General features: G+C 66.1%; 20 protein-coding genes. 13 read left to right on the top strand and 7 right to left on the bottom strand.

Annotated features, from left to right (window positions below; genetic code table 11):
* Window positions 1-3: 3 nt before the first annotated feature.
* From hisS to def, 12 genes are all read left to right on the top strand, one after another.
* Complete coding sequence (gene hisS, locus CD04_RS0106460) at window positions 4-1,299, top strand: histidine--tRNA ligase (protein ID WP_031405183.1); 1,296 nt, start codon at window positions 4-6, stop codon at window positions 1,297-1,299.
* A 38-nt stretch (window positions 1,300-1,337) separates the two neighbouring features.
* Entirely contained in the window at window positions 1,338-1,976 is a 639-nt protein-coding gene (locus CD04_RS0106455; protein WP_031405181.1) for a tetratricopeptide repeat protein, read from the top strand.
* On the top strand, window positions 1,973-3,115 hold the full coding sequence (gene bamB / locus CD04_RS0106450; RefSeq protein ID WP_051848989.1) for an outer membrane protein assembly factor BamB: 1,143 nt from the start codon (window positions 1,973-1,975) through the stop codon (window positions 3,113-3,115). The genes CD04_RS0106455 and bamB overlap by 4 nt, the downstream gene beginning before the upstream one ends.
* A 46-nt stretch (window positions 3,116-3,161) precedes the next feature.
* Complete coding sequence (gene der / locus CD04_RS0106445; RefSeq protein WP_031405177.1) at window positions 3,162-4,559, top strand: ribosome biogenesis GTPase Der; 1,398 nt, start codon at window positions 3,162-3,164, stop codon at window positions 4,557-4,559.
* Window positions 4,560-4,675: 116 nt separating this feature from the next.
* Window positions 4,676-4,921, top strand: a complete 246-nt coding sequence (hfq, locus tag CD04_RS0106440; RefSeq protein ID WP_031405175.1) for an RNA chaperone Hfq — start codon at window positions 4,676-4,678, stop codon at window positions 4,919-4,921.
* Entirely contained in the window at window positions 4,899-6,056 is a 1,158-nt protein-coding gene (gene hflX, locus CD04_RS0106435; protein ID WP_231480610.1) for a GTPase HflX, read from the top strand. The genes hfq and hflX overlap by 23 nt, the downstream gene beginning before the upstream one ends.
* Before the next feature lie 17 nt (window positions 6,057-6,073).
* On the top strand, window positions 6,074-7,480 hold the full coding sequence (gene hflK / locus CD04_RS0106430) for an FtsH protease activity modulator HflK (protein WP_156030136.1): 1,407 nt from the start codon (window positions 6,074-6,076) through the stop codon (window positions 7,478-7,480).
* Window positions 7,481-7,489: 9 nt separating this feature from the next.
* The gene (hflC, locus tag CD04_RS0106425; protein WP_031405169.1) at window positions 7,490-8,392 is read left to right on the top strand and encodes a protease modulator HflC; all 903 of its coding nucleotides are present in this window, start codon (window positions 7,490-7,492) and stop codon (window positions 8,390-8,392) included.
* A gap of 201 nt (window positions 8,393-8,593) precedes the next feature.
* Window positions 8,594-9,757, top strand: coding sequence for an ATP phosphoribosyltransferase regulatory subunit (locus CD04_RS0106420; RefSeq protein ID WP_031405166.1), 1,164 nt, complete (start codon window positions 8,594-8,596; stop codon window positions 9,755-9,757).
* Window positions 9,758-9,801: 44 nt separating this feature from the next.
* Window positions 9,802-11,124, top strand: coding sequence for an adenylosuccinate synthase (locus CD04_RS0106415; RefSeq protein ID WP_031405164.1), 1,323 nt, complete (start codon window positions 9,802-9,804; stop codon window positions 11,122-11,124).
* A gap of 47 nt (window positions 11,125-11,171) precedes the next feature.
* Window positions 11,172-11,696 carry a phosphoribosyltransferase gene (locus tag CD04_RS0106410; RefSeq protein ID WP_031405162.1) on the top strand — a complete coding sequence of 175 codons (525 nt, stop codon included), beginning with the start codon at window positions 11,172-11,174 and terminating at the stop codon, window positions 11,694-11,696.
* A 52-nt stretch (window positions 11,697-11,748) separates the two neighbouring features.
* Window positions 11,749-12,279 carry a peptide deformylase gene (def, locus tag CD04_RS0106405; RefSeq protein ID WP_031405160.1) on the top strand — a complete coding sequence of 177 codons (531 nt, stop codon included), beginning with the start codon at window positions 11,749-11,751 and terminating at the stop codon, window positions 12,277-12,279.
* A gap of 15 nt (window positions 12,280-12,294) precedes the next feature.
* Here the strand turns inward: def and CD04_RS0106400 are convergent, their stop codons facing one another.
* Complete coding sequence (locus tag CD04_RS0106400) at window positions 12,295-13,566, bottom strand: FGGY-family carbohydrate kinase (protein ID WP_031405158.1); 1,272 nt, start codon at window positions 13,564-13,566, stop codon at window positions 12,295-12,297.
* Window positions 13,563-15,860, bottom strand: coding sequence for a DUF255 domain-containing protein (locus tag CD04_RS0106395; protein WP_051848988.1), 2,298 nt, complete (start codon window positions 15,858-15,860; stop codon window positions 13,563-13,565). The genes CD04_RS0106400 and CD04_RS0106395 overlap by 4 nt, the downstream gene beginning before the upstream one ends.
* Window positions 15,861-15,921: 61 nt before the next feature.
* Between CD04_RS0106395 and CD04_RS0106390 the strand changes: the two genes are divergently transcribed.
* A complete protein-coding gene (locus CD04_RS0106390) occupies window positions 15,922-16,392 on the top strand; it encodes an HAD family hydrolase (protein ID WP_031405153.1) in 471 nt (156 codons plus the stop codon).
* Between the two features lie 164 nt (window positions 16,393-16,556).
* On the opposite strand, the gene CD04_RS0106385 is transcribed toward CD04_RS0106390, so the two are convergent.
* The 5 genes from CD04_RS0106385 to CD04_RS0106365 all read right to left on the bottom strand — a co-directional run bounded on the left by CD04_RS0106385 (window position 16,557) and on the right by CD04_RS0106365 (window position 24,743).
* Window positions 16,557-16,946 (bottom strand): Hsp20/alpha crystallin family protein, encoded by a 390-nt coding sequence (locus tag CD04_RS0106385; RefSeq protein WP_031405152.1) that lies wholly within the window; start codon window positions 16,944-16,946, stop codon window positions 16,557-16,559.
* A 25-nt stretch (window positions 16,947-16,971) separates the two neighbouring features.
* Window positions 16,972-17,418, bottom strand: a complete 447-nt coding sequence (locus tag CD04_RS0106380; RefSeq protein ID WP_038167539.1) for an Hsp20/alpha crystallin family protein — start codon at window positions 17,416-17,418, stop codon at window positions 16,972-16,974.
* Window positions 17,419-17,824: 406 nt separating this feature from the next.
* Entirely contained in the window at window positions 17,825-20,155 is a 2,331-nt protein-coding gene (locus tag CD04_RS0106375; RefSeq protein WP_081857830.1) for a sensor domain-containing diguanylate cyclase, read from the bottom strand.
* The gene (locus CD04_RS0106370; RefSeq protein ID WP_031405145.1) at window positions 20,148-21,371 is read right to left on the bottom strand and encodes an RNA-guided endonuclease TnpB family protein; all 1,224 of its coding nucleotides are present in this window, start codon (window positions 21,369-21,371) and stop codon (window positions 20,148-20,150) included. The genes CD04_RS0106375 and CD04_RS0106370 overlap by 8 nt, the downstream gene beginning before the upstream one ends.
* Window positions 21,372-21,524: 153 nt before the next feature.
* Window positions 21,525-24,743, bottom strand: a complete 3,219-nt coding sequence (locus tag CD04_RS0106365; RefSeq protein ID WP_051848986.1) for an EAL domain-containing protein — start codon at window positions 24,741-24,743, stop codon at window positions 21,525-21,527.

The raw sequence follows: 24,743 nt of genomic DNA, 5'->3' as shown, positions 1-24,743 counted from the left end.
CGCATGAATGCAAAACTCAGTGCCGTCAAAGGCATGAATGACTTGTTGCCGCCACAGTCGGCGAGCTGGGAATGGTTCGAGGCCCAGGTGCGCGCGCTCATGCAGGGCTACGGCTACCGCAATATTCGCACGCCGATCGTCGAGCCCACCGCATTGTTTGTGCGCAGCATCGGCGAAGTCACGGATATCGTCGAGAAGGAGATGTACAGCTTTACCGACGCGCTCAACGGCGAGCAGCTGACGCTGCGTCCGGAGAGCACAGCGGCGGTTGTGCGCGCCGCAGTGGAACACAACCTGTTGTACGACGGTGGCAAGCGGCTGTGGTACAGCGGGCCCATGTTTCGGCATGAGCGTCCGCAGCGTGGGCGCTACCGGCAGTTTCACCAGGTGGGTGCCGAAGCGCTTGGATTTGCCGGACCGGACGTCGACGCCGAGCTCATCCTGATGGCGCGTCGGTTGTGGCACATGCTGGGCCTGGCCGACGTGCGCCTGGAGCTGAACTGCCTTGGCCAGCCCGATGAGCGGCTTCGCCACCGCCACAAGCTCGTGGCCTATTTCGAGGCGCATCAGGATCAGCTGGACGAGGACAGTCGCCGGCGCCTGCACAGCAACCCGCTGCGCATTCTTGACACCAAGAATCCGCAGATGCAGGCACTGGTCAATGCCGCGCCACGCTTGATCGATGAGCTGGGCGAGGAGTCGCTGCAGCACTTCGAGGGCGTGCAGGCCCTGCTGCGCGCGGCAGGGCAGGGCTTCACCATCAACCCGCGGCTGGTCCGCGGGCTCGATTACTACAACCTCACCGTGTTCGAGTGGGTGACCGACCGCCTGGGCGCCCAGGGCACCGTGTGCGCAGGGGGCCGCTACGACGGGCTGATCGAGCAGATCGGCGGCAAGCCCGCACCGGCCTGCGGCTGGGCCCTGGGCGTGGAACGTGTGCTGGACTTGCTGGAGCAGGGCGGCATGCCGGTGCCCGCGCCGCAGCCCGATGCCTATATCGTGTTGGCGCATGCCCCGGCGCTGGCCCTGGCGATGCAAACGGCCGAAGATCTGCGCACCGCAGGCTTGAACGTGGTGCTGCACGCCGGAGCGGGCAGCATGAAGTCCCAGATGAAAAAGGCAGATGCGAGCGGCGCGCGCTACGCGCTGATCTTCGGCGAGGACGAGTATGCCGCCGGCGAGATCACGTGCAAGGCGCTGCGCCAGGGTCATGGCCTCGAGGCCCAGCAGCAGCGCATCGCCCTGCAACCCCTCGCGGGCCTGATCGCGTGCCTTGCGCACACCGATGCGGCGGCCTAGGCCCCTAGAATGCGCGGCTGAACACACACCAATCCTCCATGAGCTACAACCTCGAAGAACAAGACCAGATCGACACCCTGCGCGATTTCTGGAGCCGCTGGGGCACGCTGATTTCCGCCCTCGTCCTGGTGGCAGGCGTGGCGTGGGCCGGGTACTCGGGCTGGCACTGGTGGCAGGCGCGGCAGGCCGCGCAGGCTTCGGCCCTGTTTGGTCAGATGACCAGGGAAATCGGCGCCAGCAATCTGCCGAATGCGGCTCCAGCCTGGGCCGAGCTGCAGGCGCACTACGCCGACAGCCCTTATGCGCAGATGGGCGGCCTGGCCATGGCCAAGGCCTACGACGATGCCGGCAAGCCCAGCGAGGCGCAAGCCGTCCTGCGCTGGACGGCCGAGCACGCGCAAAGCCAGTCCTATCGCGCTGCGGCCTTGCTCAATCTCTCGGCCATTGAGGTGGATGCCAAGGCATTGCCGGCCGCGCTGCAGGCGGTGCAGCAGTCCCCGTCGCCTGCCTTCGATGCCTTGTTCGCCACGCGCCGCGGGGACATTTACGCCCTCATGGGCCAGCGGGACAAGGCACGCCAGGCTTATGAGGACGCGATGAAGGCACTGCCACCCAATGCCGGCTACCGGCAACTGGTGCAACTCAAGCTCGACAGCGTGGGAGGCCGCGCATCATGATGGCCCGCACGCTCAAGCTTCTCGTCGCCGCAAGCCTGGCGGCGGGCCTCGGCGCCTGTGCATCGACGCCCAAGCAGCCGGACCCCACGCCGCTGGGGCCGGTGGCGACCATCCTGCAGGCCAAGACGGCGTGGAGCGCGCACGTCGGGCCGGTTCCGGCCACCTTCGTGACGGCCGCAGTTGGCACGGGCGCCAGCGCCGGCGTGGTAGTGGCCTCCAGCGACGGCGTGGTGGCGCGCATCGACGCCGGCACCGGGCGCGAGTTGTGGCGCAGCCAGGTCAAGGGCGGCATCAGCGCCGGCACCGGCAGCGACGGGACCTTCACCGCCGTCGTCAACGACGCCAATCAGGTCGTCTCGCTCGGGCCTCAGGGCCAGGTCCTTTGGCTGTATCAGCTGCCCACGAGCGTGATCACCGCGCCGGCTGTCGTCGGCGGCACGATCGTGGTGCAGGGCGCAGACCAGCGCCTGTGGGCGTTCAACGCGGCAACCGGCCAGAAGCTGTGGAGCAACGTGTCGCGCGCTCCGGCCTTGCTGCTGCAACAGGCCTCGGGCATCACCGCGCATGGCGACGACTTGCTGGTGGGCAACGCCTTGGGACGCATCGAGTCCGTCTCACTGGCAAGCGGGACCTTGCTGTGGGAGGCCACCCTGGCGCGCGCCCGCGGCATCACGGAAGTCGAGCGCGTGATCGGCATCACGGGTGCACCGGCCGTGGCCGGCTCGATGGTGTGCGCGCGCGCCTACCAGTCCACCATCGGTTGCGCAGACCTCGACACGGGGCGTGTGCTGTGGACCGACAAGGCCGTCGGGGCTACCGGCGTGAGCCAGAACGGCAGCCTCGTTGTTGCAAGCCAGGGCGACGGCGTGGTGCAAGCCTACGATGCGGCCAGCGGTGCAGCAGGCTGGAGCAACAGCCAGTTGAAGTATCGACGTCTCGGCGCACCGCTTTTGCTGGGCGTGACCGTCGCGGTGGGCGATTACCAGGGCTACATTTCCTTTCTGTCGGCCAAAGACGGCAGCATCATCGGGCGCGTGAGCACCGACGGCGCGGCCATCCAGTGCCCGATGGTGGGCGTGGGCAATACGCTGGTGGCCGTGACGGCCAAGGGCGGCGTCTTCGGGTTCCTGCCCGAATGAGCGCACCGAGCTTTCTGCGGCATGGCCGCGGCGTCGCCGTATGAGCATGATTCCCGTCGTGGCCCTGGTCGGGCGCCCGAATGTGGGCAAATCCACGCTGTTCAATCGCATCACGCGTTCGCGTGATGCGATCGTGGCCAATATTCCGGGCCTGACGCGCGACCGCCACTACGCCAGGACGCAGTGGGAAGGGCAGGCGTTCCTCGTTGTGGACACAGGCGGGTTCGAGCCCGTGGTCGACACGGGCATCGTCGCTGAAATGGCCAAGCAGACCAAGCAGGCGATCGCGGAATCCGACGTCGTGGTGTTTCTCACCGATGCGCGCACCGGGCTGGCTCCCCAAGACCAGCAGATTGCTGCCTACCTGCGCAAGACCGGCAAGACCGTGGTGCTGGCGGTGAACAAGGCCGAGGGATTGCCGCCCACGGCCTTGGCCGAGTTCCACGAGCTTGGTCTGGGCCAGCCGCTTGCCGTGAGTGCGGCACACGGCAGCGGCGTGGGTTTGCTGCTGGATGCCATCGTTGAACACCTGCGCCCGCCGGTGCCAGAAGGTGCACCGTCCGAACTCGAGCACGAGCACGAGCACGAGCCTGTTGCGGCTGCCGAATCCGCGGAGTTTGAGCCCGCGCCGCAGCAGCGCGTGATCAAACTTGCCATCGTCGGGCGCCCGAATGTGGGCAAGTCCACGCTGATCAATGCCCTGGTGGGCGAAGAGCGGGTCATCGCATTCGATCAGCCGGGCACCACGCGCGACGCCATCGAGGTGCCGTTCGAGCGCGACGGCGTGGCCTACACGCTGATCGATACCGCGGGCCTGCGGCGCAAGGGCAAGGTTTTCGAGACCATCGAGAAGTTCTCGGTGCTCAAGACCTTGCAGGCCATCGAATCGGCCAACGTGGTCGTGCTGTTGCTCGATGCCAGCGAGGGCGTGTCGGACCAGGATGCGCACATTGCCGGCTTCGCCGTCGAGTCGGGCCGGGCCGTGGTGGTGGCCGCCAACAAGTGGGACAAGGTTGACGCCTACCAGCGCCAGCAATTCACCAACAGCCTGCATGAGCGCTTGCCGTTCCTGAGCTTTGCCCGCCAGCACGAAATTTCCGCGCTGTCCCGCAAGGGGCTTGGTGCCTTGCTCAAATCGGTCAACGAGGCGTTCAAGGCGGCCTTTGCGAAACTGTCCACCCCCCGGCTGACGCGGGCGCTGCAAGAGGCCGTTGCGTTTCAGCAGCCGCCGCGCGCCGGCACCGTGCGCCCCAAGTTGCGCTACGCCCATCAGGGTGGCCAGAACCCCCCTGTCATCGTCATCCACGGCAACGCCCTGGATCGCGTGCCCAACAGCTACACCCGCTACCTGGAATCGCGGTTTTCGAAGGTTTTCAAGCTCAGCGGGACGCCACTGCGGGTTGAATACCGCTCGTCGCACAACCCCTACCAGTCCGAGCGCTGACCGCGCGCGCGGCATGCGCCGCCGACCTGTGCGAGCGTCGTGCAAGCATGCGGGTTTGTGCTATGTTCGAGCGGCATCTGGCAGTTTTTGCATAACAATCTCAACTGGAGTTTTTCATGAGTAACAAAGGGCAGTTGCTACAAGACCCCTTCCTGAACCTGCTGCGCAAGGAGCACGTTCAAGTTTCAATCTATCTGGTCAACGGAATCAAGCTGCAAGGTCATATCGAATCTTTCGATCAATATGTGGTCCTTCTTCGCAACACCGTGACGCAAATGGTGTACAAGCACGCCATTTCCACAGTCGTGCCCGCCCGTCCCGTGACCTTCCACGTCGGTGATTCCGAGCCTGACGCGGCCTGAAGAGGCCCCCGGTGCCGTGCTCGTCGGGGTCGACACCGGGCAACCGCATCCCGATACGCAGCTTCACGAGCTGCACGAGCTCGCCTTGTCCGCGGGTTTGGTCCCGTCGGCCAGCCTCTGGAGCACGCGTCGGCGCATCGATCCGGGCTTTTACGTGGGATCGGGCAAGGTCGACGAGCTCAAGCAGCAGGTGGTGGGCACGCACGCCTCGTGCGTGCTGTTCGACAACGCGCTGTCGCCCGCCCAACAGCGCAACCTTGAAAATGCGCTGGGCGTCCCCGTGTGGGATCGCACGGCGTTGATCCTGGAGATCTTCGCGCGGCGTGCACGCAGCGGTGAGGGCAAGCTGCAGGTGGAGCTGGCGCGTTTGCGCCACGCAGCGACGCGGCTGGTGCGCGGCTGGACCCACCTGGAGCGCCAGCAGGGGGGTATTGGCCTGCGCGGGGGCCCTGGCGAGAAGCAGATCGAGCTCGACCGGCGCATGCTGGAGGACAAGATCAAGGTGCTTCAGGTTCGCCTGCACAAGCTCGAGCGCCAGCGCTCCACGCAGCGCCGTGCCCGCGCCCGCGCCGGTCAGTTGCGCGTGTCCATCGTCGGCTACACCAATGCGGGGAAGAGCACGTTGTTCAACGCGCTGACGCACGCGCATGGCTATGTGGCCAATCAACTGTTTGCCACGCTGGATACGACCACGCGGCGCATTTATCTCGCGCCTGGCGCGTTCGCCGTCGTATCCGATACGGTGGGTTTCATCCGGGACTTGCCGCACAGCCTGGTCGATGCGTTCAAGGCCACGCTTGACGAGACGCTGGAGGCGGACGTGCTCTTGCATGTGGTGGACTTGTCGAACGAGCAGCGCGACCAGCAGATCGAACAGGTCAATGCGGTGCTGGCGGAAATCGGGGCGCAGGACATCCCACAGATTTTGGTCTACAACAAGATCGACAAGCTCCAGGCCCCGATTCCCTTCACGGACCGGTACGCGGCCCATGCTGGAACAGGCGGTCGTGATAGCATCAAAAGCTTTGACGTCAGTGCCCTGACCGGCGCGGGTCTCGATGCATTGCGCGAGTATCTCGCTGCCATGGCTGCAGCACGCAGCACTGCCGATGGCCATCCCGTCATTCACGCTTGACACCAACCAAGTTCACCATGCACCTCAAGTGGCCTCGAACGGCAGGCGCTGCCGATTGCGCCCGGCCTGAAGGCATTGCCAACCTGAACGACCCCCAATGGGGTCGCGGCGGTTCCGAGCAGCAGCCTCAGGGTTCCGACCCGAAGAACGGCAACGGCGCCGGCAATGGCGACAAGCGCCCGGGCAACGATGGCAAGCGCCCCGGACAGGGCAGCGGTCCGCCCGATCTCGATGAGTTGTGGCGTGATTTCAACCGCAAGCTCAACGGGCTGTTCGGCCGCAAGGGTGGGGGCGGGTTCAAGCCCCCGCGCCGGCCCGATTTTCAACCCTCGCCGCGCGCCGCAGGTTTTGGCGTGGCCGCGCTCGTCGCCATCGTCGTCCTGGGATGGCTCGGATCGGGTTTTTTCATCGTGCAAGAAGGCCAGCAGGCGGTGGTCACGCGCTTTGGCAAGCTGGCCTATATCGAAGAGGCGGGGTTTCACTGGCGCATGCCCTATCCGATCGGGGCTGAGGAAATCGTCAACGTGTCCCAGGTGCGCTCGGTGGAAGTCGGCCGCGGCGGGGATATCCGCACCACCGGCTTGCCTGCGTCGGCCATGCTCACGCAGGACGAGAACATCGTCGACATCCGCTTTGCCGTGCAGTACCGCATCAGCAACGTCGTGGATTACCTGTACAACAACCGCAGTCCGGATGATGTCGTGACCCAGGCTGCCGAAACCGCCATTCGCGCGGTGGTGGGCAGCAAGACGCTGGACTACGTGCTGTACGAGGGGCGTGCCGAGGTTGCCATCAAGGTGCAGGATCTGATCCAGTCGATCCTCGACCGCTACAAGACGGGTATCCTGGTGACCAACGTCACGCTGCAAAGCGTGCAGCCGCCCGAACAGGTGCAGGCAGCCTTCAACGACGCCATCAAGGCCGGCCAGGACCGCGAGCGGCTGAAGAACGAGGCGGAGGCGTACGCCAATGATGTGGTGCCGCGCGCCAAGGGCACGGCGTCGCGCCTGGTGCAGGAAGCCGAGGGCTACAAGGCGCGTGTCGTGGCGCAGGCGCAGGGTGACACCTCGCGCTTCGATCTCATCCTCAACCAATATGAAAAAGCGCCGCAGGTCACACGCGAGCGCATGTACCTGGAAACCATGCAGCAAATCCTGTCGAATGTGAGCAAGGTGATGGTGGAGTCGCGCGGGTCGAACAACCTGCTGTACCTGCCGCTGGACAAGCTGCTGCAGCCAAGCGCACTGCCGCCATCGGTCCCATCGAGCCGCCAAGCCGCCTCGGCCCTGCCCGTGCCGAGCCTGCCAGCCGCCTCGGCGCCTGCGCTGGCCGACAGCGCCGCCGGGGTTGCCAGCTCGGCACCCCTTGCCAATGCCTCAGGCAGCAGCTCGCGCGATACCCTGCGCGAGCGCGATTCCCGCTGAGGTCACGCCATGAACCGAACCATTCTTGCCGTTGTAGCCCTGGCCATCGTCCTGGGGGTTCTCGCCTCCAGCCTGTTCGTGGTTGACCAGCGCCAGTTTGCGGCGGTGTTTGCCCTGGGCGAGATCAAGCGGGTGATCAAGTCACCGGGCCTGTATCTGAAGTGGCCGGCCCCGTTCGAAAATGTCGTGGTTCTCGACAAGCGCGTGCTCACGCTGCAAAGCCCCGATACCGATCGCTTCATCACGGCCGAGAAGAAGAACGTGGTGGTGGACTGGTATCTGAAGTGGCGCATTGTCAACCCCACCGCGTTCATTCGCAGCTACGGCGGCAGCCAGCAGCGCGCGAACGACCGGCTGTATGCCATCGTGAAGGCCGCGCTGAATGAACAGATCACGCGGCGCACGGTGGGTCAGGTGCTGTCCACCGACCGCGACAAGATCATGTCGGACGTGCAGAAGGTCATCGCCCAGTCTGCCGCCGGCACCGGCCTGCAAATCGTGGACATGCGTCTGACGCGGGTTGATTTTGTCGCCGACATCACGCAGTCGGTCTACCGCCGCATGTCGGCTGAGCGCAAGCGCGTGGCCAACGAATTGCGCTCGACCGGGCAGGCCGAAGCGGAAAAGATCCGCGCCGAAGCCGACAAGCAGCGCGAAATCATCGTGGCCGACGCGTACAGCCGCGCGCAGACCATCAAGGGCGAAGGCGACGCGAAGGCCGCTGCGATCTATGCCAAGGCATTCGGCCAGAATCCGCAATTTGCGTCCTTCTACCGCAGCCTGGAGGCCTACCGCGCCAGCTTCAACAGTCGCAGCGACGTCTTGGTGCTTGATCCATCCAACGATTTCTTCCGTTTCTTCCGCAACCCCGACGGCAGCTCCTCACCCAAACCCAATCCGTCCAAGCGCTGATTGCGTGGCACGCCACGCCTTCGCGCCTGGCGCCACGCGCTGGTGCGCTGCCGCGCTCGGCCCCGCGCTGCGCTGCGCGGTCGGATCGCGCTTGAGCAACCAGTTTGCTCCCCTGGTGCGGGGGGCGGACCTGCCGCCTCAGGCGCGTGCCGCACCTAGAATGACATTTCCACCTGCCCTCAGCCCGTCTTCCCCCTTCGCATGACTGCCTGGCTCCTTCCCGAGCAATTCTCCGATGCGCTTCCCAGCGAATCGCGGGCCATCGAGTCCCTGCGCCGCACGCTTTTGGACACGGCAAGCGGCTATGGCTACGAACTGGTGATTCCGCCCCTGCTGGAATACGTCGACTCGCTGCTCTCCGGCACCGGGCAGGACCTCGACCTGCAGACCTTCAAGCTCGTGGACCAGATCTCGGGGCGCACGCTGGGCTTGCGCGCGGACATGACGCCCCAGGCCACGCGCATCGACGCCCATCTGCTCAACCGCGAAGGCATCGTGCGACTTTGCTACAGCGGCAGCGTGGTCCACACGCGCGCACAAGGTGTGTACGCCACGCGTGAGCCCCTGCAATTCGGCGCCGAGATCTATGGCCACGCCGGACTCGAAGCCGATATCGAGGTGCAGCAGCTCGCCGTGCGCAGCCTTCAACTCGGCGGCGTGCGGCGCATGACCCTGGCCTTGTCCGACGTGCGCATCGTGCGTGGCGTGCTGGCCGGCATGGTGGCAGGACCCGAGCAGATCGATGCGATCCTGCAGGCGCTCTCACGCAAGGATCAGGCCGTGCTGCAGGAGCTCACGCGCAGCACCGGTGGCGAGCAGCGTGATGCAATCCTGGGGCTTCCGGAACTCTTCGGCGATGCCTCCGTGCTGGACGATGCCGCGCGCGTGCTGCCCGATCGTCCGATCATCCGCGAAGCCCTGGCCGACCTGGCCCGGCTGGCCGCCACGCAGACCCAGGCGGGTGTGGACGTGCAGATTGATCTGGCCGATCTGCGCGGCTACCACTACCACAGCGGGGTGATTTTTGGTCTGTATGCGCAGGGCCAGCCCGACGCGCTGGCCCGTGGCGGGCGCTATGACGAGATCGGCGCCACCTTCGGGCGCCCGCGCCCGGCCACCGGTTTCTCGCTGGATTTGCGTGAGCTGGTGCGCTACATGCAGCCGCTGGCGGCGCGCAGCGCCATTCGCGCCGAGTGGTCGCAGCGCGAGGGCTATGCCCAGGCCGTGCAGCGGCTGCGCGAAGATGGGCAAGCCGTCATCGAGCTGCCGGCCGGGGCGACGCTCGAAGGCGAACAATTCCATTTCGACCGTGAACTGGCCTGGAGCGACGGGCAGTGGCACGTGCGTGCATATTCTCCCAGTTGATGCAAGCGTGACTGGTTTCTTTTTCCTTGAGTGGTAGAGGTGTCGTGAGCACAGGACGTAACGTGGTCGTCGTGGGTAACCAATGGGGCGACGAAGGCAAAGGCAAGGTGGTCGACTGGTTGACGGACCAAGCCCAGGGCGTGGTTCGCTTCCAGGGAGGACACAACGCTGGGCACACGCTGGTCATCAATGGCCACAAGACGGCCCTGCAGCTCATCCCCTCCGGCGTGATGCGCCCGGGCGTGGCCTGCTACATCGGCAACGGCGTGGTGGTCGACCCCACCCACTTGCTGCTGGAAATCTCCCGTCTGGAAGCTGCCGGTGTGGAGGTGCGTTCGCGCCTGCGCATCAGTGAGTCCTGCCCCCTGGTGTTGCCTTCGCACGTGGCGCTGGACGTGGCGCGTGAAGCCAGCCGCGAGTCGCGCGGGATTGGCAAGATCGGCACCACGGGCAAGGGGATCGGCCCGGCCTATGAAGACAAGGTGGCGCGCCGCGCCATACGGGTGCAGGACCTCAAGCATCCCAAGCGGCTGGGCGAGAAACTGCGTGAGACGCTCGAGCTGCACAATTTCATCCTGCGCGAATTCCTGCATGTGGAGCCGGTGGCGTTCGAATCCACCTACGAGCATCTGCTGGAGCTCGCCGAGGTGATCCGGCCGATGATGGCCGATGTGGGCTACCTCATTCACCAAAGCCATGAACGCGGGGACCGTCTGTTGTTCGAAGGCGCCCAGGGGACGTTGCTGGACATCGATCACGGCACCTACCCCTTTGTCACCTCGAGCAACTGCGTGGCTGGCAACGCGGCGGCGGGCTCCGGCGTGGGTCCTGGCTACCTGGACTACGTCCTGGGCATCACCAAGGCCTATACCACCCGGGTGGGCAGCGGGCCCTTTCCGACCGAGTTGCCCATCGACAAGGCCGGGACTGTGGGTTACCACCTGCATACCGTCGGGCAGGAGCGCGGTACCGTGACTGGACGGCCACGCCGGTGTGGTTGGCTCGATGCGGCTGCGCTCAAGCGCGCCAACATCATCAACTCCACCACGGGTCAGTGCATCACCAAGCTCGATGTGCTCGATGGCCTGCCCGAGATCCTGGTGTGCGTCGGCTATCGGCTCGATGGCAGGGACATCGACATCCTCCCGCTTGACGCGGACGACATCACGCGCTGTGAGCCTCGGTACGAGAGCTTCGAAGGCTGGAGCGAAACGACCGCCGGGCTCACGCGCTGGGAGCAGTTGCCCCGCAAGGCGCAACGCTATCTTGAGCGCGTGGCCGAGCTCAGCGGAACGCCAATCGCGATGGTGTCCACGGGGCCCGATCGGGATCACACCATCGTGCTGCACCACCCCTTTCAGGACTGAGCGACCTGCTCGCCAGCGGCTTCCTTCACGTCAACCTCACCACGACCATGCTCAGCGAAGACGGCAAGCACATGTACGTATCCTGGGACGAATACCACGCCCTGATCGAAAAGCTCGCGCTCAAGATTTACAAGTCTGGTTGGGAGTTCGACCAGATCCTGTGTCTGGCGCGGGGCGGGACGCGTCCAGGGGACATCCTGTCGCGGGTGTTCGACAAGCCGCTGGCGATCATGTCGACCAGCTCCTACCGCGAGAGTGCCGGCACCAAGCAGGGGCACCTGGATCTGGCCAACTACATCACCATGCCACGCGGTGAACTCGAAGGCCGGGTGCTGCTGGTGGATGATCTGGCCGATTCGGGTGAAACGCTCAAGGCTGTGGCCAACCGGCTTCTCGGAAGCGCGCTGAAAATCACCGAGATGCGCACCGCGGTGATCTGGGTCAAGGGCATCTCGACGATCCTGCCGGATTATTACGTCGAAATGCTGCCCTCGAGCCCCTGGATCCACCAGCCCTTCGAAGAGTACGACACCTTGCGCCCGCCCAGGTTGGCGGAGCGCTGGAAGATCTGAGCGGCAGGACCCATTCACGAGCCGGCAGCATCGGTGCATCCGGAGATTGGCAATGGCCGTGCGAGACATTCTGAAGATGGGCGATGCGCGCCTGCTGCGCGTGGCCAAGCCCGTGCAGGCGTTCGGCACCCCCGAGCTGAGCGCGTTGGTCAACGATCTGATCGACACGATGCGTGCGGCCGAGGGCGCAGGCCTGGCAGCGCCACAAATCGGCGTGGATCTGGCCGTCGTGATCTTCGGCTTCGGGCATAACGCGCGCTACCCGCACGCGCCGGAGGTTCCGTTCACCGTCTTGTGCAACCCCCGCATCGAGCCCCTGTCGGACGCCATGGAAGAGGGCTGGGAGGGCTGCCTGTCGGTGCCAGGCCTGCGTGGCGTGGTGCCGCGCTTTGCCGGCATCCGCTACACGGGCTTTGATGCGCACGGGCAGCCCATCGACCGCACGGTGGACGGCTTCCACGCGCGGGTGGTGCAGCACGAGTGCGACCACCTCATCGGCAAGCTCTACCCGATGCGCATGCGGGACTTCACGCGCTTTGGCTTTCTCGACGCACTGGACGAGCCGGACTTGCCCGCGGAGTGAGCGCCGCGCGCGCTCTCAGGCCCCTTCGCTGCGGGGGCGCAACGCATCGATGCCGTGCAACGCCAGGCGCGCCGCGCCGAAGGCGGCTTCGGTCTGCGCGGCTTGGTGCACCGGAAGGCCCAGGGCGCGCTCGCGCAAACGGGTCCACGTCGGATTGCGGGCGCCGCCCCCGGTGGTGAGGACCTCGGTGGCCGGCGTGGCGCCGAGCTCGGCAAGCAGCCCATAGCCGAGGGCCTCGATGCGCGCCAGCGCCTGCAACAGCCCATGCAGATACGCGGCATCGTCGCGCGGGCGCGGCGTCAGGCGCGGCGCCATGGCCGGGTCGTGCAGCGGAAAGCGCTCACCCGCAGCGGGCAGCGGGTACAGATCGAGCGGGCTGTCGGCGTCCGGGTCGATGCGCGCACTCAAAGCCTGCAGTTCTGCGTCGCTGAACATCTGGCGCAGAGCGGCGCCACCGGCGTTGCTTGCGCCGCCGGCCAGCCACAGGTCGCCCCAACGGTGGCTGTACACGCCATACGGAGCGGCATCCACGCGGCGGGCGCTAAGCAGCTTGAGCGTGAGGGTGCTGCCCAGGGTCGTGACGGCCTGGCCCGGTCGGTGGGCACCCGTGGCGAGGAACGCGGCGTTGCTGTCGGTGGTGCCTGCGCGCAGCACCACCCCGCGCGGAAGACCGTGGCGCCGTGCGGCCTGCGCGCCAATGCGCCCGAGCACGCTGCCCGGGGCCCTGAGGGCCGGAAGCATCGCGCCAAAGGGCAGGGCGCGCACCGCCTCGGGCCATCGGGCGTGCAGGACATCGGCGCCGGTCTTCAATGCGTTGTGCCAATCCGTGGCCGGGGCGTGGCCCAGCAGCAGGGCCGCGATCCAGTCGGCCTGGTGCAAGGCGTGCGCCACCGGCGCGCCGGCCGCATCGCGCCACAGCCACAGCAGTCGGGCGAGCGCGTCCACCTGCGCGGGCGCGCTCAGCGTGTGGTGCAGATCGCGCGCCAGGCTCTCGGCCCGGTGATCGAAGTAGGCCAGCGCAGGGCCCACGGGCTGCAGTGCGGCATCGGCCAGAAGCACGGTGCCCGAGGTGGCGCAGATCGCCATGCAGGCAAGCCGCGCGCGCAGCGTCGCGGGCAGCGCACTGAGCACGGTGGCGAGTGCGGCGGCCCAATCCTGCGGGGTTTGCGCACGCGGCGCCGCAAAGGCGCAGCCGGATGCAAACAGCACGCGCTCGCCGGCATCGATCACGCAGCATCGGGCCCCGCTGGTGCCGAAGTCCAGGCCGAGTGCCAGATCCGTGCTCATTGGGCAACCGCGAGCGTGAGCAGCGATGGCGCCAGGCAAGCCTTGTCGTCACAGGCCTGGACCCGCACCTGCACCTGCGCGGGGGGCGCACCGGCCACGGGCACGGTGAGGGTGACGCGGCCTTCGAGCACCGCAAGCCGCAGGCCGCTTTGCAGCCGCAACACGCGGCTGGGGGGATAGCGCACACCGCTGGCAGGCTTGCCGTGCACCAGCACGCTGGTCGCAATCAGGTAGGGTTTGCTGGCCGGGTTGGCGTTGACGTGGTAGCCCGGCGCAATGATCAGCGTCACCTGCAGTGGTGCCGACACGCCGCCTGCGCCTGGCGTCAGCCGCGCGAGGGCACGCACCACACCGGCGGAGTCCTGCGCGGGCGTTGAAGCGCCTTGCGGTGACGCGTCGAGCGCTGCAAGCAGGCTGCCGAACCCCACCGGAGCACGCTGGATGAAGCCGGCAAAGCTCGCCAGCGCGCGCTGCGCATCCTGCGCGTAGCCCGGCTTTGCCGTGGTCTGCGCAAGTTCGAGCCACAGCGCGATGGCAGCGGACTGCGCGCTGGGCTCGTGCGAGTCGCCCAGCGCGGGCGCAGGCATCGTGGCATCGAGCGTGCTGCGCAGGCTGCCGTCGCGCCGGCGGTACTGGCCGCGCATGGCCGTGGCCACCTGCTCGGCGCGCTCAAGCCAGATGGCCTCGTGCGTGACGCGGTACAAATGCAACAAGCCTTGCCCGAACAGGGCGTCGTCGGCCAGCAGCCCCGGGCCTGCCGCGACCCCAGCAACCACTTCGTGCGCCAGGGTTCGGGTCTGCGGATTCCAGGCTGCGCGCCACAGGGTTTGCGCGGCGCGCGAGGCCGCATGGACCCACTGCGGTTCGCCCATCGCCGCCCCCGCATCGGCCAAGGCGGCGATGGCCAGGCCATTGGCGGCAAGGACGGCCACGCCATCGCGCGCAGGCTGCGGGCGTTGCGCCCGGGCAGCGAGCAGGCGCTCGCGCAGCGGGGCAAGCGCGGCGATGCGTGCGGCCAGTTGCGCATCGGTGGCATCGGCGCTTGCTGCAGGATTGACACGCAGCACCGACGCCTGCGGTTGACGATCGCTGCCGGGCGCAGGCGGCAGCGCCACCAGTGCGTAGAGCTGCAGCCAGCGATCGGCGTCGGCCTGGCCGAGCACGGACCGGATGCGCGCGGCGCTCCAGGTATAGGGCGCTCCCTCGATGCCGCCAGTTTCGCTGCTCACGCTGCTGGCGAAGGCGCCGTCGGGCAGTTGCAGGCGATCGAGCATGAAGGCAGCCGTGCGCTGCGCGACCTGCGCGAAGAACCCATCATGCTCGCTGGCTGCAGCCTGTGCATACAGCGCGAGCAACTGCGCGTTGTCGGACAGCATTTTCTCGAAATGCGGGACTGACCACTGCGGGTCGATGGCGTAGCGATGAAATCCGCCGTCAAGCTGATCCATGATGCCTCCCTCAGCCATGGCGCGCAGCGTCATATCCACGCTTTGACGCGCCTGCGCGTCGCCACTGCCCTGAAGAAAGGCCAGCAGCGGCGCATGGGGAAAGCGATCGGAGCCGGCATCAAAGCCGCCGCCAAGGGGATCGAACGTTGCGCTGGCCGCAGCCAGGGCCTGGCTGCGCCAGCGCTGCGGCGCAACCACGCCGGGTTGGCGACTGGCTTGTTGCACCCGTTGCATGGCCAAGCGCACGGTCTGGGCCTGGGCTTCGATGGCCTGCGGGTCGCGCTGCCACACAGCATGGATGCGCTGCATGACCTCGGTGAAGCCGGCCTGCCGCTTCGTGGTTCGCGGAGGCAGCACCCCAAAGGCAGCGAACGGAAGGCCTTGGGGCGTGAGCACGAGGTTGTTGGGCCAGCCGCTTGAGCCGTGGTCGAGGATGACGCGTGCCAGCACGAAGGATTGGTCCAGGTCGGGGCGCTGTTCGCGGTCGACCACAACGCTCACGAAATCCCGATTGAGCAGCCTGGCGATCGCCGGGTCGGCGAACACCGTGCGATCCATGGCGTGGCACCAGAAGCACGCGAAAAATCCCGTGGTCACAAAAATCGGCTTATGCGTACGTTGCGCCTGCGCAAACGCCTGCGCACCCCAGGGCAGCCAGTGCACGGCGTTGGCGGCATGCATGCGCAAATAGGGGCTGGAGCTTGCGGCGATTTCCGCATTCGCCGCCACGCCTGGAGGAGCGGGCCCGCTCGCAGCGCGACTGGGTTCATGCGCGGGCGCCGCCGCGCAAGAGCCTGCTGCCAGCAGGAGCAGGGCGCACAGGGGCCGGGACCAATGGGGTTGCATAGCTCGATTATGACCCGCGCGAGCCCCTAAACTGCCGCTTGCTCTTCAGACGAGGCCAAGCATGCGCACCTATGAGATTCCCGATTTCGGCACCCTGCACCTGACGGACCTGGTGCTGGATTTCAACGGCACGCTGGCCACCGATGGCCGGCTGCTGCCGGGCCTTGGCGAGCGGCTGCAACGCCTTGGCACGGACATGACACTGCACGTCGTCACCGGCGACACCCACGGCACGGCCGCCCTTGAGTTGCAGGGCCTGGGCTGCAAGCTGCACGTGCTGCCGAGCATTGACCAGGGCCGCATCAAACGCGAGTACGTGCTGGCGCTTGGCCCGGCAGGGGTGGTGGCCATCGGCAATGGACGCAACGATGCACGCATGCTGCAAGCGGCGGCGCTGGGGATTGCGGTTTTGGGCGAGGAGGGATGCGCCGCGCAGACCCTGGTGGCCGCGGATATGCTGGCGCGCTCGATCATGGATGCGCTCGATGTGTTGCTGCATCCCCAGCGCCTCGTGGCGACGTTGCGCGCCTAGCTCGCGCCGAACGCCGCCCCTCGCGTCGGGGGCGGTGAGGCTTGCCTGCGTGCACCTTGGCCTGCACGCAGGCGATGCGCCCAGGATCGTGCTCACTCGAAAAACGCGGCCCGAAGGCCGCCCTGCAGGCTTGAGGGCGGCGCCTTTTCCCCTTTCGCCAGGTTTCAGCCCAGCTTGACTTCCACCGTGCGAGGCTTGGCGTGCTCGGCCTTCGGAATACGCAGGCTCAGCACGCCATCTTTCATGCTGGCCTGGATATTGGACGGGTCCAGCTCTCGCGACAGCGTAAAGCTGCGTTCCCAGGCGCTGCTGCGCATTTCCGCGTAGAAGGGATCCATTCCCTGCGGCAGCGGAATACTCATTTCGCCGCGCAGCGTGAGCGTATCGCCCTCCACCTGGACGTGCAGGGATTCCTTGGGCACGCCAGGCATATCGGCGTACAGGCTGATGCCTTCGACATCTTCGATGATGTCCACTGCCGGGGTGAGGGGTTGGGCGCTGCGCACGGTCTCTGGGGTCGGTGCCTGGTCGGTCTTGCTGACTTCACTGTTCATGATGCGTTCTCCAATGGGGGCGATTTCAGTTCACCGTGATGCGCCGCGGCTGCACGGAGGCGCGGCGCGCGATGCTCACGTGCACGACGCCGTCCTTGTAATGCGCTTCGACCTTGGTGGGGTCCACGTCCTCGGGAAGACTGATGACACGGCGGAAGGCGCCGGCAAAGCGCTCTTGCGCATATACGGTGCTCTTGGCGTCGGGCGCTTCAAGCTTGCGCTCCCCGGTCAGGGTCAACAGATTGTTGTCCACGGTGACCTCCAGCTTGGAGGCGTCCAGCCCGGGGGCAAACGCGTAAACGTCGACAGCGGTGGGCGTGGAGCCGATGTTGATCGCCGGAAAGGCCGCGCCGCTTGCCGCACGGATGCTCACGGGCAATCCGAAGGCCCCGTAGCGGCGATCCAATTCGCGCTGGAAGCGGTCGAGCTCGCCGAGCCAGCTCGCCGGGGTTCTCATCAATGTACCAACCATGATGCATGCTCCTTGATTCGATATGGCTGCGCCTGGATGGGCAGCCGGGGTCGACACGACAACGGTTGCAAACGGCCCGGCGCGGCGGTGGGCGTCTGTGCAGACCACACCCGCCCCGTCAGGTGCAAACGAAGACGGCACGTGCCGTGCGAGCCCATTTGCAATACATCCTGAATATGCGAGCACCGCCATGAAATTCAAGGGCCCTGTGCGGCGCCGCCCATCCGCGGCCTGCCCTACGCTGCGCCGGTCACGAAGTCGCCCGCCAGCCGCCTGCACCCAGCCCGGGTCGGTCAGCGCATGCAGACCGCTGCCGGCGTCACGGCCGCCCGTCGCCTGCGACGCATGAGGCGAGCGCTGCGCACGGCGGGATCCGACCCGGGGTGCACGTCAAGGACCAGCGTGTTTAAGTGGACGCTTCGGCCCGCGCGTCAAGCGCTTTGGCGTGCCTGAACAGTTCGGCGCTGGCTGCGCCCAGCTGCCACCAGCGTTGCCGGTCGCCCTTGTGCAGCTTGGCCTGATACATGGCCCCATCGGCTTGGCGCATCAGGGAATCGGCATCGCCCGCATCGAACGGATACAGGGCGATGCCCATGGTCATGTCGATAGGAATCAGCGCTCCCGTGCCGAGCGCAAAGGGCGTCTCCACGGCCTGGTGCAGGCGGGCAAAAGCCTGCTCGAGCGTTTCGATGACGCGTTTCTTGTCAATCCCTTCGATGACCACCACGAACTCGTCTCCACCTAAGCGGACGAGGAAATCCGATTCGCGAATTCGCGATTGGAGGCGCATGCCCAACTCACGCAGCAGCTGGTCGCCCGCCTCGTGGCCCCATGTGTCATTGACGGGCTTGAAGTTGTCCAGATCGATCATGCCCAGGGCCAGCGCGCGGCCGTGGGCATGCGCGCGCGCGATGGCCCGCGGCAGGTGTTGCTCGAGGGCAAAGCGGTTGGCCAACCCCGTGAGTGGATCGTGCCGGGCGCGGTGGGCCTCCTGGCGCTGAAGATCGCCCAGGCGCTGCTTCAAATCGAGTTCATCCAGACCGTGTCCGAGCAGTTCGGCCACGCGCTCACACAGTTCGATCGTTTGCGTGTCAAACACATGCGCGTGGGGCGAAACGAAGACAAGCACGGCCCAGATCTCGCCGCCGCGGAAGACCGGAGCGGCCAGCGCGGCGCGCCACCCATGCGCTGCGAGCGACGCGTGCCACGGTGCCATGGTCGAGTCCTCGAGCAGGTCGTCACTGAGGGCGACCCCGTGGCTGATCCAGACCCGGATGGCCAGGGGCGACTTGTTGTCGTCGTTGATGTTGATGTCGAGCGCGTCGAGCTGGCTGGCGCCGGTGCCGGCGCGTGCGATGACATCGATGTGGCCGCGCTCGTCGGGGCGCGCAACCCAGGCGGCGTGGAACTGCGTGCCTTGGGTGAGCTTTTGACACGAGCGCACCAGCATCTCGGGAACGCTGCGCGCTTGCAGCACCACATCGCCTTCGCTCATCAGGGCGTGGTGCAGTTTTTGCAAATTGGCGATCCGGTTGCGCTGCCACACCACTTGAAGTCCGCGCTCGATGCTCGCGACCAAATTGAGGAGAAGATCCCGCGTTGCCTCATCGAACACTTCTTCCTGCTCGACGTGCACGCTCAGCACCGAAGCGATGCGGCCGTGTTCGTGCACGGGCAGGGCTGCGTTCGCCCCGGTCGCGGGCGTGCCGGATGGGCTGCGGGGTTCGAATACCGGACGATCCTCCCGCCACGCCGCGCGTGCCAAACCCGGGGCAGCGGGCCCATCAAGCTCTGCGCCGATCCACGCATCGTTCGATTCGCCGCCGGATGTGGCTGCAGCCAGGACATCAAAGTCTTGCGTGGCTGTGTCCAGCCGCCCGATCCAGACGGATTTCAGCGCGGCGTGCTCGACGGCTGCCTCGCAAATCGCCGCATACAGTGCGCCTGCGTCGTCCGCCGTCGAGCCGAGCTGGTTGGCCTGGGCGAGCAGCGCGTTGAACTGGGCCAGACGTCGAAGGCGTTGCGCTTGCTGCTCGCGTTGGGCAGCGTTTTCAAAAGCCTGATTGCGCCAGCTCAGCGACTGGACGAACTGCCGATGGCCGTGGTGAATGGCCGCGCTGAGATAGGCGAGATAAATGGCCACCATGAGGCTTGCCGCATGCGCCATGCTGCCATGCAGGAGGAACAAACGGGCCATCAGCGGCACCAGCGCCGACACCACGAACAGGAACGCCGCCCAACCGTCGAAGGCCAACGCCGTCATCGCTGCGCCACTGACGCCAGCAGTGAAAAACACGATGAACGCCTGTTGCATGGCGCCGGGCGGAAACAGAACGAGCGGAACGGCTCCCCAGGCCAGTCCGGACAGCCACGCTCCCGCCCGAAGCACGCGGTGCAATCGCACCAACGCCCGGGGCGCGGCGGGGCGCTTGCGCTTGCGCATCCAAAGACCAAGGTGCGCACCGTGCACCAAGGCCAGGACCAGCCCCCAGGCCCAGAGACGGTTCAGGGAAACCGACTCGCGCAAGACCCAGATGACGATCGCCCCCGTGGCCAGGTTGGTCAGGGCCGAGTACGGAGCGGCCGTGAGCAGACGGCGATACTGATCCGCAGCCACGGCAGCCTGGGCCGGCTGGTCAAAACGGTCGTGCGGTGTGGACGGGTTGACATCCACCCCGCCCTTGGCTTTCGCCACCGCTTGCGCGGGAAGGACGGGGATTCCTACGGCGCTACGCATGAGTGACCTCGTGCGCAGTCGCTTCGGTGGGTTCCTGCTTCATCGAGGGGCCTGAATGCACCACCTCTCCACAGGCTGCAACGCGGTGTCCCCGCGCCAAACTATTCATCGCGCCGACAACATCGGCATGATTCGCATAGCCACACGCCACGCACTTGAACTGCGCCTGCGTGCGGCGATTGTCCGCCGCGATGTGGCCGCAGCACGGGCAGGTTCGGCTCGTGTTGTGCGGCGGCACCGCAACGAGCCATCCGCCGCTCCACTGGAGCTTGTAGTCCAGTTGCCTGCGAAACTCGGCCCAGCCCTGGTCCAGGATCGACTTGTTCAAGCCGCTTTTGGCCCGGACATTCGTCCCCGGCTTCTCGGCACTGCCTCTGCTCGACTTGGACATGTTTCTCACCTGCAAGTCCTCGATACACACCATCGCGTGGTTTTGGCTGATGGATGTCGTGGCCTTGTGCAGGAAGTCGCGTCGGGCATTGGCGATGCGGGCGTGAATGCGTTGCACTCTGCGTTTGGCTTTTCTCCAGTTGTTGCTGAACTTCACCTTGCGGCTCATCGCCCGCTGGTACCGCGCCAGCCGCACCTCATGCGTCCTGAAACTGTTCAGCGGCGCCACGAACGTCCCATCCGAGAGCGTGGCCAAGCGAGCGATGCCCACATCAATCCCGATGGCGCTGGTGGCGCTCGGGATGGGTGGCTCAACCTCACGCTCGCTCTGGATCGACACAAACCACTTGCCTGCGCTGAAACTCACCGTGGCGTTGCGCACCGCACCGAGAACGTCCCGGCTGTTGCGGTAGCGCAGCCACCCCAGCTTGGGCAAGAAGATGCGGGAATTGGCTTGGTCGAGCTTGATCTGTTTCGGGTCGGGGTAGCGGAAACTCCCGCCATGGCCCTTCTTCTTGAAACGCGGAAAGTCCGCGCGTTTGGCGAAGAAGTTGGCATAGGCGCGCTCCAGATCCTTGAGCGCCTGTTGCAACGGGTGGATCGGCGCCTCGCCGAGCCAAGGCGTGTCCGATCCGTTGCGCCAGGCGGTGAGTTCCTTGCACAGCCCGGCGTAGCCCAGCTTCTTCTCGCCGTGCTCGAAGCGCGCCTTCTGCAACGCCAGCGCCTTGTTGAACACGAACCGGCACGAGCCCGCGAAGCGGCGCATCTGGCGCTGCTGCTGACCGTTTGGCCGAAGCTCGAACTTGAACGCCTGGAGTCGCTTCATGACTGGTTTAATATACAGCTAATCGGGCGCTACTTCAAGAGACGATGGATGCCTGTGGCATCCGCGCTATCCTTCCCCACCCTGAAGGACCGGGCTTGTCGCGCATCTGGTCAAGGTGAGGGTCCAACGAATGGAGGCGACAACGGCGAGCCATCACGACGATGCCGTGCTGAGCGAGCGCGCCTCCAGGGGGGCCGCCAGGTTCGCATGCGGCGCAGTGCCGCCGGCATCGGCCGCTTCATCAGGCACCAGACCGCCGAGTTCCTGCAGCAATCCGATCAGGCGCGCGGACACCTCGGGGAGGGCGCCGTGACGCAACGCAAGCATGACGGACTGCCGGTCCTCGCCTTCTTGCACACGGCGCAACAGGTGGCCAGCCATTGTGTGAAACCGCGCATGCTCGGCCACCACGCGATCGAACAGGGGACGCTGCTCCACGCCGCACGTCTTGCGGTGCCGGTACAGCCAGCGCCCGAGGTGGCATTTGTCGTCACGGCAGGCGATTTGCCACTCAAGCGGTTTGCCCGCCTCGAACAGGCTGCTCTCAAAGTCCTGCCACCAGCGCTGATGGGTTTCGATGGCCCGCTTCCAATCAAGCGCCAGGGATTCGCGGCTGAACGCCCTGGCGCGCTGTCCCATCGCATGCCGCGGTTTGTCCGGGTTGAGACTCCAGGTCCACTGGGCCGCCCAATCCACCACACTTTGCGGCGGCATCGGCTTGGCGATTGCATAGCCTTGTCCCCAATCCACACCCAGGGCGGTGGCCATTTCAACGAGTTCGGGCGTCTCCAGGCCCTCCATGGCAACGCGTATGCCCATGCCTTGAGCCATGCGCACCAGCGCGCCGAGAAAGGGGATGGACTTCTCCGGTGACTCCACCGCGTGGCGCACCGGGTACTGGTCAATCTTGACGGCGTGAAAGGGTAGCGCCTGCAGGCGCTGAAGGCTGCTGTAGCCGGAGCCCAGGTCATCCATGGCCAAGTTCACGCCGAGGTTTGCAAGCTCTGCAACGCTTGCATCACGCCGGTTGATGTCTGCGCTCTCTTCGGACTCCAGAAGCTCCAGGGTGAGCCGCTGCGGCACGACCTGGGCTGCATGCAGCGCCTGCTGGACCCAGGATGGACATTCGGGCATGATGAGCACCGATGGCGGCAGGTTGATGCTCAAATCGAGGATCAAGCCGGCATCTTCCCAGGTTCGCAGCCAGCGCAAAGCCTGGGCCAGGCCGGTGCGAAACAGCCACGCCAGGTCCTGCTCACCACAGGCTTGCAGAAAGCGAAGGGGCGAGATCAGCTCGCCGGCATCGTCCAGGCGCGCAAGGGCCTCGACCTTGACGAAGCGCCCCGTATACAAGTCGACAATGGGCTGCATGTGCATGCGCAACCCGTCCCCGTGCAGCAGGCGGCGATAGCGCTCGCGGTCCTCACGCGACTGCGCGATCTTGGGTGAACCTTGACCCTGCGCCACATGGCGCTGAAAGATCTGCTGCAGCGAGCGCAACCAGAGCTGGGCGGACCACGACTCGAACTGGTTGGGGTAGGCGCCAAACAGCGTGAGAACGGCCGCTGGATTGCCGGCTTTGCCCGACAGCGGGATGGAGGCCGAACTGCGAATGCCGTGCCGCAGCGCGATGGGCTGAATGGTGCTCAATCCCGGATGCAGCGCGTAGTTGGTCCGGGTAGCGATTTCGCCGCTGAGCCAGGCGCTGACCACGCTGGTCTGATTCAGGGTTGGATTCGCTGCATGAAAGGTGAGCTCGACCCCGGCGTTGGTCAGGTCGGCAAAGTACGCCGGCGAGCAGCCGATTGAGCAGCGCACAACGATGTCATCTTCGCTGCTCGGCTCCAGGTAGGCGATGCCTTGAATCCCTTCGGGCTGTTGAAAGATCGCCGACAGGGCCGAGTCAATGAAGTCGCCCGCCTTGGTCCATGTGTCTGCTTGCGACTCCATCAACGCGGGCGCCGATCGGCGGGACTGGTCAACCCGATTCATGCCCTCGAGCTCCCACTGCATTTCGCGCTTGAGACGCTCGTTGATGACCCCGAAGAGTGCGCCCCGCCGTTCCACGCGCCAGGCAAGCGCCTGGACCATGCCGTGCAGCAAGCTGGAGTAATCCTGCATGGCCAGGACCGCCTCGCTGGACCCCAGCCCCACGAGGGCATGGATGCGACCGAGCTGCAGGGCCTTGCTGCGGTGGTCGGCCTCCAGCACGGCCGGGGCGAGCAGCTGCAAGAGGTGCTCGCCCTGCGATGCCTGCAGATGGGCGTGTTCTTGAGCACTGAGCTGATTCAACACCGCCGAGGGTTCGCTGCGCTGGCGCATGCCCGCATAAAACCGCTTGACGAACTGCGTGACCACCTTGTGCAGCGGCAAGCGGATCTCTTCCAGCAGCGCCGACGCCTGCCAGCCGTAGGGGTCGAGCCCGGAGTCGTGCACGGACAGTGCCGCATCCAGCGGCTCGGATTCGCCCCAGGCGCGCCACCACCGGGAACCGTCGTGTTTGTGCGCCTTGGCCTGATACAGCGCCGCATCGGCCAGACGCAAGAGATGATCCGGCTCGTCGCCATGACTGGGATACAGGGCCACACCCATGCGCATGTCGACTTCCGCGAACTGCCCGGGCGTGACCTCAAAGGCGGACTCCACGGCGGCGTGAAGACGATGGGCCAGGGCGGTGAGCTCATCCGTGGTGCGTCCCGCATCCAGGCCCTCCAACACGATGACGAGTTCATCGCCACCGAGCCTGGCGAGATAGTCGGTCGCGCGCAGGCGGCTTTGAAGACGGCGGGCCAGCTCGCGCAGCAGCGCGTCGCCAGCCAGGTGGCCCCAGTTGTCGTTGATGGACTTGAAATCGTCCAGGTCGATCATGCCCATGGCCAGCGCCGTGTGGTTGCGCTGGGCACGCGCGATGGCATCGCCGACATGCTGGGACAATCCGAGGCGATTGGGCAGACCCGTCAACGGGTCGTGCCAGGCCTGGTGGTGCAATTGGTCGCGCAACATGCGCTGCTGCGTGACATCGCGCTGCACACTGACGAAGTGCGTCACCTGCGCCGACGCGTCCAGCATGGGGGTGATCGTGAGCGCGTTCCAGAATGGCGAACCATTCTTGCGATAGTTGAGAATTTCACCGCGGAAGGTCTTGCCCTGCTCAAGCGCCTGGCGAATCTGCCGCACCGTGGTGGGGTCGGTCTGAGAGCCTTGCAGCAGGCGGCAATCGCGCCCCACAATCTCATCGGCGGCATAACCCGTGACCTCCGTGAAGGCCGCGTTGGCATGCAGCACAAGCTGCTGCGCATCCGTGATCAGCGATGCCTCGGATATCGCATTCAACGCCTGCGCCAGCAGGGCGTCCGGAATGGTGGGCCTCAA

This window comes from Thiomonas sp. FB-Cd (assembly GCF_000733775.1).
In the GTDB taxonomy this organism is placed as follows: Bacteria; Pseudomonadota; Gammaproteobacteria; order Burkholderiales; family Burkholderiaceae_C; genus Thiomonas_A.
Note: the sequence above shows the minus strand (reverse complement) of the source record. Positions and strands in the feature narration are given on the sequence as shown.

Coding starts and splice junctions, on each gene's coding strand:
- hisS (WP_031405183.1), top strand. CDS start 4: ATGAATGCAAAACTCAGTGCCGTCAAAGGCATGAATGACTTGTTGCCG.
- CD04_RS0106455 (WP_031405181.1), top strand. CDS start 1,338: ATGAGCTACAACCTCGAAGAACAAGACCAGATCGACACCCTGCGCGAT.
- bamB (WP_051848989.1), top strand. CDS start 1,973: ATGATGGCCCGCACGCTCAAGCTTCTCGTCGCCGCAAGCCTGGCGGCG.
- der (WP_031405177.1), top strand. CDS start 3,162: ATGATTCCCGTCGTGGCCCTGGTCGGGCGCCCGAATGTGGGCAAATCC.
- hfq (WP_031405175.1), top strand. CDS start 4,676: ATGAGTAACAAAGGGCAGTTGCTACAAGACCCCTTCCTGAACCTGCTG.
- hflK (WP_156030136.1), top strand. CDS start 6,074: ATGCACCTCAAGTGGCCTCGAACGGCAGGCGCTGCCGATTGCGCCCGG.
- hflC (WP_031405169.1), top strand. CDS start 7,490: ATGAACCGAACCATTCTTGCCGTTGTAGCCCTGGCCATCGTCCTGGGG.
- CD04_RS0106420 (WP_031405166.1), top strand. CDS start 8,594: ATGACTGCCTGGCTCCTTCCCGAGCAATTCTCCGATGCGCTTCCCAGC.
- CD04_RS0106410 (WP_031405162.1), top strand. CDS start 11,172: ATGCTCAGCGAAGACGGCAAGCACATGTACGTATCCTGGGACGAATAC.
- def (WP_031405160.1), top strand. CDS start 11,749: ATGGCCGTGCGAGACATTCTGAAGATGGGCGATGCGCGCCTGCTGCGC.
- CD04_RS0106400 (WP_031405158.1), bottom strand. CDS start 13,566: ATGAGCACGGATCTGGCACTCGGCCTGGACTTCGGCACCAGCGGGGCC.
- CD04_RS0106395 (WP_051848988.1), bottom strand. CDS start 15,860: ATGCAACCCCATTGGTCCCGGCCCCTGTGCGCCCTGCTCCTGCTGGCA.
- CD04_RS0106390 (WP_031405153.1), top strand. CDS start 15,922: ATGCGCACCTATGAGATTCCCGATTTCGGCACCCTGCACCTGACGGAC.
- CD04_RS0106385 (WP_031405152.1), bottom strand. CDS start 16,946: ATGAACAGTGAAGTCAGCAAGACCGACCAGGCACCGACCCCAGAGACC.
- CD04_RS0106380 (WP_038167539.1), bottom strand. CDS start 17,418: ATGGTTGGTACATTGATGAGAACCCCGGCGAGCTGGCTCGGCGAGCTC.
- CD04_RS0106375 (WP_081857830.1), bottom strand. CDS start 20,155: ATGCGTAGCGCCGTAGGAATCCCCGTCCTTCCCGCGCAAGCGGTGGCG.
- CD04_RS0106370 (WP_031405145.1), bottom strand. CDS start 21,371: ATGAAGCGACTCCAGGCGTTCAAGTTCGAGCTTCGGCCAAACGGTCAG.